The following is a 15,677-nucleotide window of genomic DNA, read 5'->3' as shown; positions in this document are numbered from 1 at the left end:
AGTTATAAAAAAGCGATCGCTAGCAACCCAGCAGATAATCGTACTAAAAATAAACTGTTTCAATGCGAAAACTTTGAACATGCTCAACAAGCGCTACAAAAATTACGTCCCATAGCCCTTATTTATAATTGTACCCCTGCTCAGTTAGCTTTGCCGTGGCTAATTGCCCAACCTTAAATTAAGGCTATTGCAAGGACGCGTTATCCCCAACAAGCACTAGTACCGCAAGGCGGAATTAAAAATTAAAAGTTAAAAGTTAAAAATGAATACAGCATAAGGGTTTCGTTGATTTGGAATGATCGGTTTATTTCCGCCGTATTGTACTAGACAACGCATTAGCCGCCCAAATTAAGCTTTATCCTGGTCAATTGGTAAAAATTGAGGCAATTGGACGTATTTTTAGCAATTGTCTGGATTACAGTCAAATTATGTGCAATTGATGACAATGCAGTTTGATTATCTATGCTGAACTCTCGAAGATCCCCTCAAATATCTTAAAAAGACAGCCAGGGATCAAATCTCTGGAGCAAGATTGCAAAATTTAACAAAACATCAACTTTAGTAAACTAAGAGTTGCAACTTAGAAACTGAAGTGATAACTTAAATAGTAGGACACCAAACAAAATAAAACCAAAAGAAAAGGGTAAATGACTTAGTGTCCCCTGTCATCAACCCAAGCAAACTTCAGCATATCAAGATGACAAAAGTGGCAAAAACCTAATGTAAAAGGCAAAGCCAAATCCCAAAGCGGAAAAACGCAAGAATGCTGAGTTTGTTAGTTGTCTAGTCCACCCTAGTTATTAACCTTCAATTACTTAATCAGTTTAACAATTTGAAATCTGTGAACTCGATAAAACCTGGTCAACCCTGATCAGGTTTTTGGTATTTTATTGTGATATACTTTTTCGGTACGGCAGATAGCACAGGAATTGACGCTTAAAGAGATAGTTGGGAAACTAAAGTCTTTTTAACAAAAGCTAGTTAATGTGTCCAATAAATGTAAAACATTTTGATTGGGTTACTTTATTTATTTTGTATATATAAAAAAGCCTACTAATATGGGCTTGTTTTTTAAAATACAAGAGGATGTTTGAAAAGTCCTCTTATCGGTAGCAAAATGTTTTAGATCCCCCTAAATCCCCCTTAAAAAGGGGGACTTTGATTCTGGTTCCCCCCTTTTTAAGGGGGGTTAGGGGGGATAAATAAGTACCTAAAATCACAGCTAACTACTTTTCAAACAACCTCTAAACTCAAATTAACTAACTAATTTCCAAGTAACGAGGAAAATAAAATAGCAATGTATCGTGATTAAAAAAATTGATGAAATATAATAGACTTTTTAATAAAATTACTACAGCTATTATTATCACGCTCCTTTCTTTTTCTTGTAAGTCTTCTATTAGTACAAAAGCGGAACAGGCACAAGCAACAGATAAATCGAAATCCGATCCGAATCTTGTCTATGGAGATTTAATTATTAAAGAACAATCAGATTATATAATGATTCCCGTTGTTCTTCCAGAGCAAAATGAAGATAAAAAAACTGATTTAAGCCTTTCACGTTCTTATGAAAGAAATAACCAATTGTCTAACATCATCTTTTATCGAAAGCAAGATGGTGAATCTCATATTTTATTAAATAAAAAAGCCATTATCGCCTCCTTTGATTTATTAGAGATAAAAGCTGTAGAGAAACCGCCTACAAGGGTTTGGTTTTATAAAATCCTTGAACAAGACACAAACATAGATACAAAGCTCAACAGCGAAGATGCTACTGTTGGTTATCTTTCTGATTTATCAGGTAAGAATCTCCAGCAAATTACCCCAAACAATACTCAAATCATCAATTGGGTTGTTGTTCCAAGTCAAAATGCAATTTTTATAAAAATTATCAAAGACTCAGATAATGATAAAAAATTTACAGGAAAAGATAAAACTAATTTTATTAGGGTTAACTTAGATAAACCTGCTATGGGATCTGAGATTATTAGTAATCAGATAGAGCAAGAAATTAAGTCATCCGTTCTTAAGTGATTAGATTTATTGCATTGAATTGGACCCCGCTACGCTAATACATCTCTACAAGGGTTCTGGACAACGCATATTTAATTTATGGAGATATCTAAATTATGTAGAATCAGTGAAAATGCAGTTTAGATAGTAAAACCTTATCCAAGCCATGATAAATAAGATTGTGGAAGCTCAGGCATGAGTAATGGATGTGAATGGTAACATTACTGTGGTAGCCCAAACTACAGTAAATCCTGTGCGTTCCTGGTTATCAATTACCTCCTGTCATGGTTATGACTAAAACAACTAGGATTTTTGGCGCGAATTCTGTAAAAGTTAAAAGACAGAAGCAGCCAGGGCGTTGGCATAAAACCACACTGGCTCACTTTTTACGTTTGCCTTTGTACTTCCTAATAGCTTTGCTATGCATCTTGGGTTCACCCGTGCTAGCAAAAGTTCCTGGCTCGATTAATTCTTCATCTCAATCACAAATTAACAATTTGCCATCGCTGGCTGTAGTTAATGACCCAGGTTCGCTACTAGAACAGGGAAAATTTTTATACAATTCTGGTAACTTTGCCAAGGCAGTAGAAGTATTACAACAGACTGTCCAAACATATAAGCAGCAAGGAGAAAGCCTCAGACAGGCAGCGACACTGAGTAATCTTTCCCTAGCTTACCAGCAACTTGGTTTATGGAGTCAAGCACAGCAGGCAATTACAGAGAGCTTAAACTTGCTCAAAGGACAAGATGAAAACCAAAATCTCCAAATCTTGGCCCAATCACTGGATATTCAAGGTCGTCTTCAACTGAGAATGGGACAAGCCGAGGCAGCTTTAGCGACTTGGCAGCAGACAGAAGAAATTTACAGACGAGCAGATAATCAAAGTGGTGTGGTGCGATCGCTAATCAATCAATCACAGGCGTGGCGAACTCAAGGATTTTACCCCCGTGCTGTCAAAACACTCGATCGGGTAAGTCAGACATTAAAATCTCAACCAGATGCGATAGAAAAGACAGTGAGTTTGCGATCGCTCGGTGATGCTCTTTTAGTAGTGGGCGATTTGGAAAAGTCACGCCTGGCGCTAGAAGAAAGTCTGAGAATTGCTCAAAATCTGCAATCAAACGCAGATATTGCAGCTAGTCTGTTCAGCCTGGGGAATAATGCCCGTAAACAAAAAAACAACCTACTAGCGATCGCCTATTATCAAAAAACAGTTGCAGCATCTCCCCCACCTTTAATAAAAGTCCAAGCCCAACTCAATCACCTGAGCCTACTGATTCAAGATCAACAATGGGCAAATGTTCAAACTCTCTTACCATTGATTGAATCCGAACTGGCTCAACTTCCTCCTAGCCGTGCTAGCATTTACGCTCATGTTAACTTTTCCCAAAGTTTGGCAAAAGTCAAGGGTGGTATATTACAAGCATCTAGTCAGCATTACTACTCAGGATTCAGCACCAAAGAATCAGCAGTATTACTCGCCAGCGCCATTGAACAATCCCGCAGTTTAGGGGACAAGCGGGCAGAAGCATACTCACTAAAGAGTTTAGGCGGCTTGTATGAAGAAACCGGACAATTGTCATACGCGCAAGAGCTTACTCGGCAAGGATTAGCTTTAGCACAGAGCAGCAATGCACCAGAAATCACCTACACCTTAGAGTGGCAGTTAGGTAGATTACTGCGGGCAGAAAAAGATATGAATGGTGCGATCGCAGCCTATGATTCTGCTGTGGACACTCTCCAGTCTCTTCGCAGAGATTTAGTAGTCAATAAAGACGTAGTTAACCAAGATGTACAATTCAACTTTCGGGACAGCGTAGAACCCATCTACCGAGAATCAGTAGAGTTACTGCTAAAATCCCAAGAAGGAAAACCAGATGAAACAATATTGGAGAAAGCACGCCAACGCATTGAAGCACTCCAACTAGCAGAATTGGACGACTTCTTTCGAGAAGCTTGCCTACAAGGACAGAGAGTAGCCCTCGATCAAATGGTGGATAAAGATAATCCCACGGCTGCTATCCTTTATCCAATTATTCTTCCTGACGAACTTCAGGTAATTGTCAAAATTCCCAAACAACCCCTGCAAAGCTACACTACTCAGATTTCTCATACAAAAGTAGAGAAATTGTTAGTAGAACTGCGAAAAAATCTTGTCAACCCCACCGCTACCAAAGCCATCCAAACCCAGGCGCATGAAGTTTACAATTGGCTGCTTCAACCCATTGAGTCAAAATTGCAAAACAGTGGGGTAGATACCCTAGTGTTTGTCCTGGATGGCCCCTTACGCAATTTACCAATGGCAGCTCTATATGATGGCAAGCAATACTTGGTAGAGAAATATGCAATTGCTCTAAGTGTGGGTTTGCAACTCCTCGATCCTAAACCACTGGTAAAACAGCAGCTAAGAGCGCTAACCGCAGGACTGACTCAGCCACCACCAGGTTTTTCTAAGTTTGCTCCTTTGCTTGCGATCAAATCTGAATTTGACGGCATTACCAAAGCAGGAGTTTCGACAACGAGCCTACTAGATGGAGATTTTAAGAAAAAGAATTTAGAGGGTGAAATTAATGCTGCTTCATTCAACATAGTGCATTTAGCAACTCACGGTCAGTTTAGTTCTCGCCTTGAAGACACTTTTATTTTGGATTTCGATGGTCAGATCAATGTCAAAGATTTTGATACTCTTTTTCGCAGTCAGGGTAAAACTATAGTAGAGTTACTAGTTTTGAGTGCGTGCCAGACAGCAACAGGAGACAGCCGTGCAGCACTGGGTCTTGCAGGAGCAGCTGTCCGGGCTGGCGCACGCAGTACCATCGCCTCACTGTGGCAGATTGATGATGAATCAACGGCAATGTTTGTTAGTGCCTTCTATCGAGAACTCAAGAGTGGCAAAATCACTAAAGCCGAAGCTGTCCACCGTGCCCAGCTACAACTGTTACAACACCCTAACTACAAAGCACCAAGCTTTTGGTCTGCCTATGTGTTGATTGGCAATTGGTTGTAATTTAGGCACTTTTGGCTCATATAGAGCATGGGAATAGCTGATTAAAGGCTGCTGACTCCAGTAGGGGCGCAAGGTCTTGCGCCCCTACCCCAACGCAGGGATGGGATGTTTTTTATATCATGTCTGGTTAATTAGTCATGATTATCTTTCCCCCTGCCCCCTGTGGACTTTATGATAAGTCTTTAAACGGACATGATATTACTGAAAGTCCCCAAACAAAAATAAAAACACATCATAATCTAAACCTCGTCTACCTTGAGAACCGTAGTTTTCCCGGATTTCTCACGATACTGTAGGCAGGGGAGTGTGGCAGGGCAAACGCATCTAAAGTATAAGAATCCTTTAATAGCAAGGGTTTTGGCGTTTTTTAATTTAGCCTATTTTTTCATCAAGATCCTTGCCCAGCAAGGGTTTCAGAAATCCCGTGCGTTCGCCCTGGGGAGTGTGGGGAGTGTAGGAAGTGTGCGGGGTCAGATTTCTTCCCCATCCTCCCACACCTCCCACACTCCTTGATTTCTCACAAGTGAGAAATCAAGGTTGGGTGCAGCGATCGCGTAACCCAACATAAATAAGGTGGTAATGTTGGGTTGCGTTTCACTCCACCCAACCTACATGAATATATCTTTTAAGAAACTCTAGGTTTCAACATAGATGAGGTTTAAAAAATGATCGGTCAATTCACTAATCAAATTGTTGTGGTGACAGGAGCAAATAGCGGTATTGGAAAAATGCTACTGATACATTACTTGCACATGATTTACTGACTTATTTCAAAAGCTCATGAAGGTATGAAAAATACTACAACTTTGGCAAGTAGCTATCACATTAGCTCAAAAATAAGGAAATTTTAATAATTATCTGTTGCAATATGCCATCAGATACATTTATTATTGTCCGAATCACCTGAATTACCACATAAATATATTTATATTGTGAAACTTTCCATATGGTTATACTGGTGATTACAGCATTACTGACATTCTTTTTTTACAGATATTTAAAGTAAATTTCTATACTTAAAACCTTACAGTAATAATTTCCATCTTTACTTCAAGAAGTCCAGCTATAAAAACATTCCCTTAAAATTAACTACTGAGATTGCAGCAGTTTTGAATAATAAAATTCAAAGAAAGAATTTATTTAAGTCGTAATTTTACGGTTTTTAATGACTAATATTTAAAGTTACGATCTTACCCAAGGTGGTAAAAGCAACAGTACATTTATATGTACTTTATTGCGCCATCGAAAAATAGTTTAGCTTAAGTTTTTGTTAGCTCTTTACACAAATGTGAGGAGAGTTGTCAGAACATTTTCTGCCATAGTTTATGAGGTATACAGCACTTCCGGCAGCTATAAGGTACATCCTCAAATCTGAAAGCTTTGATAGGAGAGGGCAAGGAGAAAAACTGTATTGCATAATAGCCGGAAGTGCTGTATTGTTTATTCTGATAGCAATTACAATCGCTGTGGCAGCATCTTAAGCTAATAAACTTTCTGACTTTCTCAATAAGCACTCTCTCAGGTTTTTGCCTGAGTAGTGCTATGGCTGACTGGATAACCAAGTCGGTTACAAACCCATTTGTCTATCGTTAGGAAAATGAAAATGAAAATGAAATCAATTCTTGAGTTGATTGAGCAGAAGAACCAGGAATATGCCAAGTTACCGTTCTTTGAGTATATGAAAGACGAGTCCATTGATCCACGCCAGAGACTAGCATTTGCACCTGTGATTGCTCCACTGGCACTGGAGTTCAGTGAGTTATGCAAACGAGTTCTTAGAGATGAGCCAACGACTAATTACATTCAAGAGATGGTAAATCTGCACACGCACGAAGAACATTTTCACTGGCAATGGTTACTAGAAGATATGGAGAAAATGGGGATTGACTATCCTATGCGGTTTAGTGATGCCGTGCGATTCCTTTGGAGCGATCATACCAAGGTTTCTCGTTCGATGTTTCCTATCTTTGAGCGGTATACTCGGGGAGCAGATCCTATCATCAAATTGGTTGCCATTGAGGTATCCGAGGTGACGGCGAATGTTTTTTTCCGTTCAACCATGTCTGCGGCCTTGCAACTGCAAGAAATGACTCAAACAGAGTTCCGTTACTTTGGTATGCGTCATAACCATATAGAAAATACCCACACTCTTCATACTCCCTCTTCTTTGCAAATCATGAAAGAAATTGAGGTGTCGGAAGAAATTCGTCAACAAGCACTTGAATTAATTGATGTGGCGTTTGTGTATTTTACAGACTTGATCAATGAGTTTTTAGTTTATATTAAGACTCATTCTTATCAAGAACCATTTTCTAAAGTGTACGAACCAGAGCGAACGGTAGCATCTGCCTAAGCTATCTGCTCAATTTTCATTCATTCGGCGACGGTAAAAGAGTCAAAGCCTTTTATCGTCGTTTCTTTAACAGTGACAGCTACTGTATAAATAGCATTGCGCTCTTGCTGAATTGGTTGAATTACTCCATCATAGTCAGTGGCTCGGCTCATTAAGCTATATTGTCCTGGCGTTGGTGGAGTCCATTGAAACGTGAATCGTTGCCAAGCATATTGCAACCGTGATTCAACTTCAGCAGCTTGCCAGGTGATACCACCATCTGTACTAACATCCACCGACTGGATACCCTTGGATGCCCAGGCCCAGCCCGAAAGTGTTTGAGGTTGAAGGTATAATACTTCTTTTTGGGAAGGATGAACAATTACAGACTCCGGTGCAACTTCCCAAACGGGTTTTAAAGTCGCATCATCGCCTCCAACTCGATCGTTATAGAAAGTTGTTGTAAAGGGCCCTGGCGATCGCTGATCTGTGACATAAATATGTGAGAGCCACTTGACAAAGTTCGTGCCATAGTAGCCTGGAACCACCAGCCGCAAAGGAAAACCCCGCTCTGCTGACAGAAATTCACCGTTCAGCTTGTACGCCAGCAGTACATCATTATCCAATGCTTTTTCTATAGGAATATCTTTAATATATGAATCGCTAGCAACTCCCTCATAAGCACCGCGATCAGTTCCGACAAACCAGACATAACGGGCTTCGGGTTTAACTTGCAATTGATTAAGAATTTCTCTAAGGGAAACTCCACCCCATGTAACATTACTAATGGTTCTTGTCGGGACTTTCGGTTCAAGCGGATTACCTGAACATTGATGGAAAACAGTTAATTCACGATATTCTAGACTCAACAAATGTTGGTATGACAACTCAAGACTTTTCTCTACTAATCCCGAAATTTTCAACCTCCATTGCTCTATGTCAATGTCTGGGATTCCCAGATGACAAAGAACGAACAGATGGTTTTCAGGAGTAATAAAAGACTTGAGATCGTGAACACCCAGTGGAAACTTTGCAATCATTCCCACATAGCTCATGCTCTGATCTTCTAAAGTTTGATCGAACTCATTCATTTAAGCAACCTGCCATTAACGATTTTTCAAACATTTTTTATCGAAACAGAATTCAGGAGTCAGGAGCCAGAATTCAGGAAAGGTATTTTGTGCGACACAACGAATATCGGTAGTTGAGCGTAGCCGAAACTCGTCAACATAGGTATTTTTTTCATCAGAAATCACCTTAAGACCCCACTAAATCTGCATATTTAGTGGTGCAATAATTCAGTGGCGAGTCTGAATCCCCCACTGATAGCGCAGCGTCTCGTAGAGAGGAACGAGCGTCTTCATTCTGACTTCTGAATTCTTCTTCAAAATAGTACTTATATAAAAATACACGCAGTAGACGCAAAGCGGCTACTCTGCAAGAATGCCAAAGGCGAACCCACAGAGTATTGTAGCTACCTGAACCGTATTGAACTATACCGGGTTGAGCTAAATCAACCGAATTTCTCAATTTTTTACCTTCAGAAAATTACATCATGAATTGTGATACTTCGAGTTAATTAGGGAAAACTGAACTCAGGTTATCCAGTCGCAAGTTTTATGGTAGAAAATCGAGTCGATGTTCCCGGTTATGGGATTGGTGAAAGAATTTACACCAGCACTCGCACCCTGGTTTACCGAGGTTGGCGAGAGGCCGATCAAACTCCTGTTGTGATCAAACTTCTAAAAAATTCTTATCCCAGTGTGATTGAGTTGGCTCAATTCAGGAATCAGTACTCAATTACGAAAATCTTAAATGTTCCTGGGGTTGTTCGGATCTATAGTCTGGAAAGTTGTCAAAATCGACCTGTCCTGATTTTAGAAGACTTTGGCGGAATTTCTTTGAAGGAGTACACTGTTTTTAGAAGGAAAGGACTCGGTGAGACAGGAAATCAAGAAAATCCCTCATCTCTGCATCCTGATTTTTTGACTGAGTTTTTAGAGATTGCGATCGCACTTGCCGATATTCTGGCTGATCTCTACCATCACGAAATCATCCACAAGGATATTAAACCCGCCAATATCCTGATAAACCCTACCACAAAGCAGGTTAAAATCATTGACTTTAGCATTGCTTCACTGCTGCCAAGAGTTAACCAACTTTCAACTAGCCCGACTGTTTTAGAAGGAACCCTCGCCTATCTCTCTCCCGAACAAACCGGGCGAATGAATCGGGGGATTGATTATCGCACTGACTTCTATTCTCTCGGAGTCACTTTCTATGAACTCTTAACTGGGCAATTGCCATTTCAATCGGATGATTTGATGGAATTGGTGCATTGTCACATAGCAAAACAACCACCACTTTTAAATGATAGAGGAGAGATTCCCCAAATTCTCTGTGATATCGTCATGAAACTGATGGCGAAGAATGCTGAAGACCGCTATCAGAGTGCATTAGGGCTAAAGCACGATCTGCAAATTTGTTTGGAGCAATTGCAGTCAAGTGGAAATATTATCCCATTTCAGCTAGGGCACAGGGACGTTTGCGATCGCTTTGCGATTCCCGAAAAACTCTATGGACGGGAAGTAGAAGTGGCTATGCTGCTAGCAACTTTTGAACGGGTGCGCCAGGGAACTTCTGAAATGATGCTGGTGGCAGGTTCCTCTGGCATTGGAAAAACGGCAATTGTCAACGAAGTTCACAAACCAATCACCCGTCAGCGCGGATACTTTATCAAGGGCAAATTCGATCAATTTAATCGGAATATTCCCTTTTTTGCTTTGGTACAAGCGTTTCGGGACTTAATGGCACAACTCCTGACAGAGAGTGATGCTCAAATTGACCAGTGGAAGACTCAAATTTTATCTACCTTGGGTGAAAGTGGTCAAGTAATTATTGAGGTGATTCCAGAACTCGAAAAAATCATTGGAAAACAGCCTTCACTACCGGAATTATCGAGTACTGCTGTCCAAAGCCGCTTCAATTTGCTGTTTCAGAAATTCATTCAAGTATTCACAACCCAAGAACATCCCCTAGTTATTTTCCTTGATGATTTGCAATGGGCAGACTCGGCTTCTTTAAAATTGATGCATCTGTTGATGAGTGAAGCCAGCAACTCTTATTTATTAGTGATTGGAGCATATCGGGATAATGAGGTTTCCTCAGCCCATCCCCTAATGTTGACCATTGAGGAAATGCGTCAAGAAGCGATTACAGTTAGTAGTATTGTTCTTTCTGCCCTTACCGAAACCGACCTAAATCAACTGATTGCAGATACCCTAAAATATTCAACAGAACAAGCAACTGCGATCGCCAATCTGGTGTATCAAAGGACTAAAGGTAATCCATTTTTCACTAACCAGTTTCTCAAGTCGCTGCATGAAGATGGGTTAATCGCCTTTGCTAGCAGAACGGGAGATTGGCAGTGCAATCTGGTTCAAATCCGGGCGCTATCTTTTACAGAAGATATTGTCGAGTTTGTGGCGGTGCAACTCCACAAATTACCACAGCAGACTCAGAATGTTCTCAAACTGGCTGCTTGTGTCGGCAATCAGTTTGATTTAGAAACCCTATCAGTTGTCTATGAAAAATCTCCAGTTCAAACAGCAGCAGATTTGTGGCCAGCCCTCAAGGATGAATTGATCTTACCCAGTGGGGAAGGGTATACATTTTTTCAGGATGAGTCTGTTGTCATGGATGATTTGACAAATGACAACACACCAATAATTATTACCTACAAATTTTTCCACGATCGCATTCAACAAGCCGCTTATTCACTAATTCCAGACTATGAGAAACCAGCAACTCACCTAAAGATTGGTCAATTGCTGTTGAGCAATACCCCGGAAACTGAGCAAGAATTGCTGATTTTTGAAATTGTCAATCAATTGAATATTGGCATAGAACTGATCGCATCTCAATCCGATCGCGATCGACTGGCACAACTCAACCTGCTGGCAGGAAAAAAAGCCAAATCTTCCACAGCTTACCAGGTAGCAATTGAATATTTAACTACTGGGATTCGTTTATTGAGAAGTGACTGTTGGCAAAGTCAGTATGAATTAACTCTGGCATTGCACGAATCAGCCGCCGATGCTGCTTATCTTAGTGGCGCGTATGAACAGATGGAGCAATTGACTCAAACAGTCATCCAGCAAGCTAAAACTCCACTGGATCAAGTCGGCATTTACGAAACCAAAATCCAGGCGTATACAGCTAAAAATGATGTGCTGGGGGCGATCGCGATCGCGCTTCAGGGAATGAGTAAATTCGGTGTGGTTTTCCCCGAAACACCTACCCCACAGGACATTCAACAAGCCTTGCAAGAAACTGCTACTCTGATTAACGGTCGTGATATTGCAGAATTACTTGACTTACCTGTGATGGTAGCCGCAGAGAAGCTAGCTGTCACCCGAATTGTGGCAAACGTTGCTCCAGCCGTTTACATTGCCGATCCTAATCTGTTTCCACTACTGGTTTTGTCTCAAGTCCAAGCATCTATTGAGTATGGCAATGCTCCATTTTCTGCCTTTTGTTATGGCTGTTATGGCATTCTGTTGAGCGGAATTCTTCAGGATATTGAAACAGCCGATCGAGTTGGCAATCTTGCCTTGGCACTAACTGACAAATTTAATATTAGCGACATCAAACCCACAGTATTTTATGTGGTAGGTGCTTTCATCACCTATTTGAAGTCTCCACTGCAAAAATCTTTGCAGTTAATGCTGGATGGTTACAAGATTGCTCTAGAAACTGGAAATGTATACTACGTAGGTTTCAATACCAAAGATATCTGCCAATATTCCTATTTCCTCGGTCGAGAATTGAACTCGTTAGAGGAAGACATCCGAGCTTACTGTCATGTTTTGGAAAATTTTAAGCAAGGTACGACTCTAAACTATTGTCGTATCTTTTGGCAAACAGTTTTGAATTTACTTGGCAAAGCTGAGAATCCCTGTATTATCACAGGCGAAGCACTCAACGAAGCCGAATTTGTGAATCAACTGGTTCAAGCCAATGAATTGACAGGGCTTCACTATTTCTTCCTCCACAAATTGATTCTCTGTTATCTGTTTGAAAACCTTTCTCAAGCAGTGGAAACAGCCGCCCAAGCTAGAGAATATCTAGTTGCGGGAACGGGCTATGCCACTGTGCCGATGTTTTATTTTTATGATTCCCTGACGGCTTTAGCAGAGTATCGCACAGCTATAGCCTCTCGCCAAGAAACATTATTAGAACGGGTTACAGAAAACCAGGAAAAAATGCAGACATGGGCGCACCACGCACCGATGAATTATTTGCACAAATTTGAACTGGTGAAAGCCGAAGAGTGCCGAGTGTTGGGACGGATGGCCCAGGCAGTGGATCATTACGATCGCGCGATCGCACAGGCAAAAGCCAATAGATATCTTCAGGAAGAAGCTCTCGCCAATGAACTGGCTGCCCGATTTTATTTAGAATGGAACAAAGAAGCGATCGCACAAATTTACCTAGAAAATGCCTATTACATTTACCTGAGCTGGGGAGCGATCGCCAAAGTTAACCAGTTAGAACGCCAATATTCTCAATTATTGCTTAAGGTGTTTCAGCAGGATGAAACTACTTCTTCAACCCTTACTACTACAATCGGATTCAACCAAAGTAGTTCCACTGGGACTGAAGCATTAGATTTAGCAACGGTGATGAAAGCCTCTCATGCACTGGCTGGAGAAATTGAGTTAGAAAAGCTGTTGACAACCCTAATGCAGGTTGTAATCGAAAATGCCGGGGCTGATAAATCAGTCCTTCTGCTGCTTCAAGAGGATAATTGGGTTGTTGTGGCTCAAAAAACTAGCCAAGCGATCTTTGAAGAAGAGCAATTTCTGCCACACCCTACGCCTACTGATGAAAACTTGGGGATAATAAACCTGCACTCCCTCCCTCTTTCAGCGAGTCAGGATGTTCCCAAAGCGGTTGTGAATTATGTATCGCGCACCACCGAAACCCTAGTGTTAGATGATGCTCGCAAGGAAACTACCTTCGCCAACGATCCCTACATAATTCTATGGCAACCCAAAAGCTTGCTATGTACACCTATTCACAATCGTGGCCAGCTAATTGGCATCCTATACTTAGAAAACAGTTTGACAACTGGAGCCTTTACCCAAAACCGTCTTGAGGTTTTGCGGTTGCTCACAGCACAAGCTGCCATCTCGCTGCAAAATGCCATGTTGTATAACAATCTAGCTGTAGCAAAAGCTCAATTAGAAGATTACAACCATACTTTAGAGCAAAAGGTGGAGCAGAGAACTCTGGAGTTGAATGATAAAAATCAGCATCTCTCGGAAACTTTAGAGGAACTGCAACACACTCAAAGCCAACTGATTCAAACTGAAAAAATGTCTTCATTGGGACAAATGGTAGCAGGTGTTGCCCATGAAATTAACAACCCAATTAACTTTATCTATGGCAACCTCACCTATACCAATGAGTATTGCCAAGATTTGCTACATCTGGTTGAGCGTTATCAACACTACTATCCTCAACCGTTTCCTGAGATTCAAAAAGAACTAGAGGCAATAGATTTAAACTTTCTCAAACCAGACTTACAAAAATTGCTGCAATCAATGAAAGTGGGGGCAGAGCGCATTCGTGAAATTGTCCTTTCTCTCCGCAATTTCTCGCGTTTGGATGAGGCTGAAATGAAAAGTGTCAATCTTCATGAAGGCATTGACAGCACCCTGTTAATTTTACACCACCGTCTAGAAGAGAAAGCACACCGCCCCGGAATCGATGTGATAAAGGAATATGCACAGTTGCCAGAAGTTAGTTGCTACGCCAGTCAGATCAATCAAGTATTCATGAATATTCTGAACAATGCTATTGATGCCTTGGATTCATCATTCACAAATGAGGATAGACAAAAAAAAATCCCCACTATCCAAATTCGTACCAAAATGACTGATGCTGATACAGTAACTATTCAAATTGCAGATAATGGATCTGGGATGTCTGACGAGGTAAAACAGCGCCTATTTGACCCATTTTTTACAACAAAACCTATAGGCACAGGAACAGGTTTAGGATTATCAATTAGCCACTCGATTGTAGAAAAACATCGGGGACGAATAAGTGTAATATCCGAACCGGGAAAAGGAGCGGAGTTTTCTCTTTCTATCCCTTTACATTGAGTATTTTGGTAAAGTTTTTGGTGTGGTAACTGTCGCAGTTCCGCTTCACTACACTAGCCAGAGAGGAAATCCAAAGATCGCTCTTTGGAATCCCCCGCTATATCAAGAGTAACTGATATAGCGGTGAGAGGATGTAAAATTAGAGCCGTATATTTTTTCCAAATTGGGATGCCCCCGTTTAAAATGCCTTCTTTTTGCGTTTCATCCACAATCCCATTGCACCAGCAACAGCTATGCCTCCCATACTAATAGGTTCAGGGACAGAAGTAGCAGTTTGCTCAAAAACAATTTCTGAAATGCTGTAATACTCTGGGAAGTTACCACTTGTCTGAAAATTGGAGAAGGTTACTTTATCAGTTACAACGTTTGCAAATATTGAATTAGAAAAATCAATTAGTTCATTAACTAGTCCATTAACATTATTAGGAGGTATTCCTTCTGGCTCAAACCCTATAGTAGAAAAGTTCTCAGTTATTCCATTGATTGTTATATTTACAGTGTCAATGTTGCCAGGAATACCATTTTCAGTAGGGCCAAATGAAAATAACTTGATGTTTGCAATTGCTGATTTTTGGTCAAGGAAAGTAGTAATTGTCGAGTTATCTGACTTTAAAAAAAGATGAGTGTTATCTATATCAGTTCCTATAAAACTATCATTTAGTGTTCCAGAGCCATCAGAGTAGTTATAGGTTCCATTGCTATTACTGTTAATTATTCCATTATAATTATGGTTCCAAGAACCAAATCCTGACAGTTGTGTATTAGTAATATCATAAGAAGAAATTCCTACAGTAGCTGCATTTGCTAATTCTGGAAAAATACTTCCTATACCTAAAATTGAAATAGCTCCAAAGGTGGCAATTGTTATTTTTCTCATTTTTTTAACTATAATTATTTGAGGCGAATTATGTTATTTAAAATAATACATGATTATTATATTTTTATTTTTATAATAAAAAAATGTTAATTATACAGATAAAAAGAAAATATATACTAATGTTTAGCGATAAGATAAATTTTTTGTTTTCTAGAAATGAGCATGAGTAATGGGGTCAAATAAACTGCATTACGTAGGCTAGCAAGAACCACAGGCATCATTGATATTTTTCATTTTTTCGGAGACAGGAACGAAAAGCGATCGCTTCAACCTAA

Annotated in this window: 6 protein-coding genes and 1 pseudogene; 5 read left to right on the top strand and 2 right to left on the bottom strand. The window is 40.3% G+C overall.

Translation table 11 applies throughout. The annotated features are described in order from the left end of the window. Window positions 1-24 precede the first annotated feature (24 nt). From FD724_RS41135 to FD724_RS27360, 4 genes and pseudogenes are all read left to right on the top strand, one after another. Window positions 25-174: pseudogene (locus FD724_RS41135) on the top strand (aldo/keto reductase); the annotation flags it as partial. 1,146 nt (window positions 175-1,320) lie between these two features. Next, on the top strand, window positions 1,321-2,034 hold the full coding sequence (locus tag FD724_RS27370) for a hypothetical protein (protein WP_179074784.1): 714 nt from the start codon (window positions 1,321-1,323) through the stop codon (window positions 2,032-2,034). A gap of 263 nt (window positions 2,035-2,297) precedes the next feature. After that, a complete protein-coding gene (locus tag FD724_RS27365) occupies window positions 2,298-5,021 on the top strand; it encodes a CHAT domain-containing protein (protein ID WP_179074783.1) in 2,724 nt (907 codons plus the stop codon). A gap of 1,603 nt (window positions 5,022-6,624) precedes the next feature. Next, window positions 6,625-7,374: a hypothetical protein gene (locus FD724_RS27360; protein WP_256874372.1), complete on the top strand. Its 750-nt coding sequence runs from the start codon at window positions 6,625-6,627 to the stop codon at window positions 7,372-7,374. Window positions 7,375-7,394: 20 nt separating this feature from the next. On the opposite strand, the gene FD724_RS27355 is transcribed toward FD724_RS27360, so the two are convergent. Beyond that, the gene (locus FD724_RS27355) at window positions 7,395-8,444 is read right to left on the bottom strand and encodes a molybdopterin-dependent oxidoreductase (RefSeq protein WP_179074782.1); all 1,050 of its coding nucleotides are present in this window, start codon (window positions 8,442-8,444) and stop codon (window positions 7,395-7,397) included. Between the two features lie 528 nt (window positions 8,445-8,972). Between FD724_RS27355 and FD724_RS27345 the strand changes: the two genes are divergently transcribed. Further along, window positions 8,973-14,525 (top strand): ATP-binding sensor histidine kinase, encoded by a 5,553-nt coding sequence (locus FD724_RS27345; RefSeq protein WP_179074780.1) that lies wholly within the window; start codon window positions 8,973-8,975, stop codon window positions 14,523-14,525. A gap of 178 nt (window positions 14,526-14,703) precedes the next feature. Here FD724_RS27345 and FD724_RS27340 read toward each other — a convergent pair whose 3' ends face one another. Continuing rightward, a complete protein-coding gene (locus FD724_RS27340; RefSeq protein WP_179074779.1) occupies window positions 14,704-15,402 on the bottom strand; it encodes a PEP-CTERM sorting domain-containing protein in 699 nt (232 codons plus the stop codon). Between the last annotated feature and the right edge of the window lie 275 nt (window positions 15,403-15,677).

This window comes from Nostoc sp. C057, assembly GCF_013393925.1.
In the GTDB taxonomy this organism is placed as follows: Bacteria; Cyanobacteriota; Cyanobacteriia; order Cyanobacteriales; family Nostocaceae; genus Nostoc; species Nostoc muscorum_A.
This window is presented reverse-complemented; position numbering and strand designations above follow the sequence as displayed.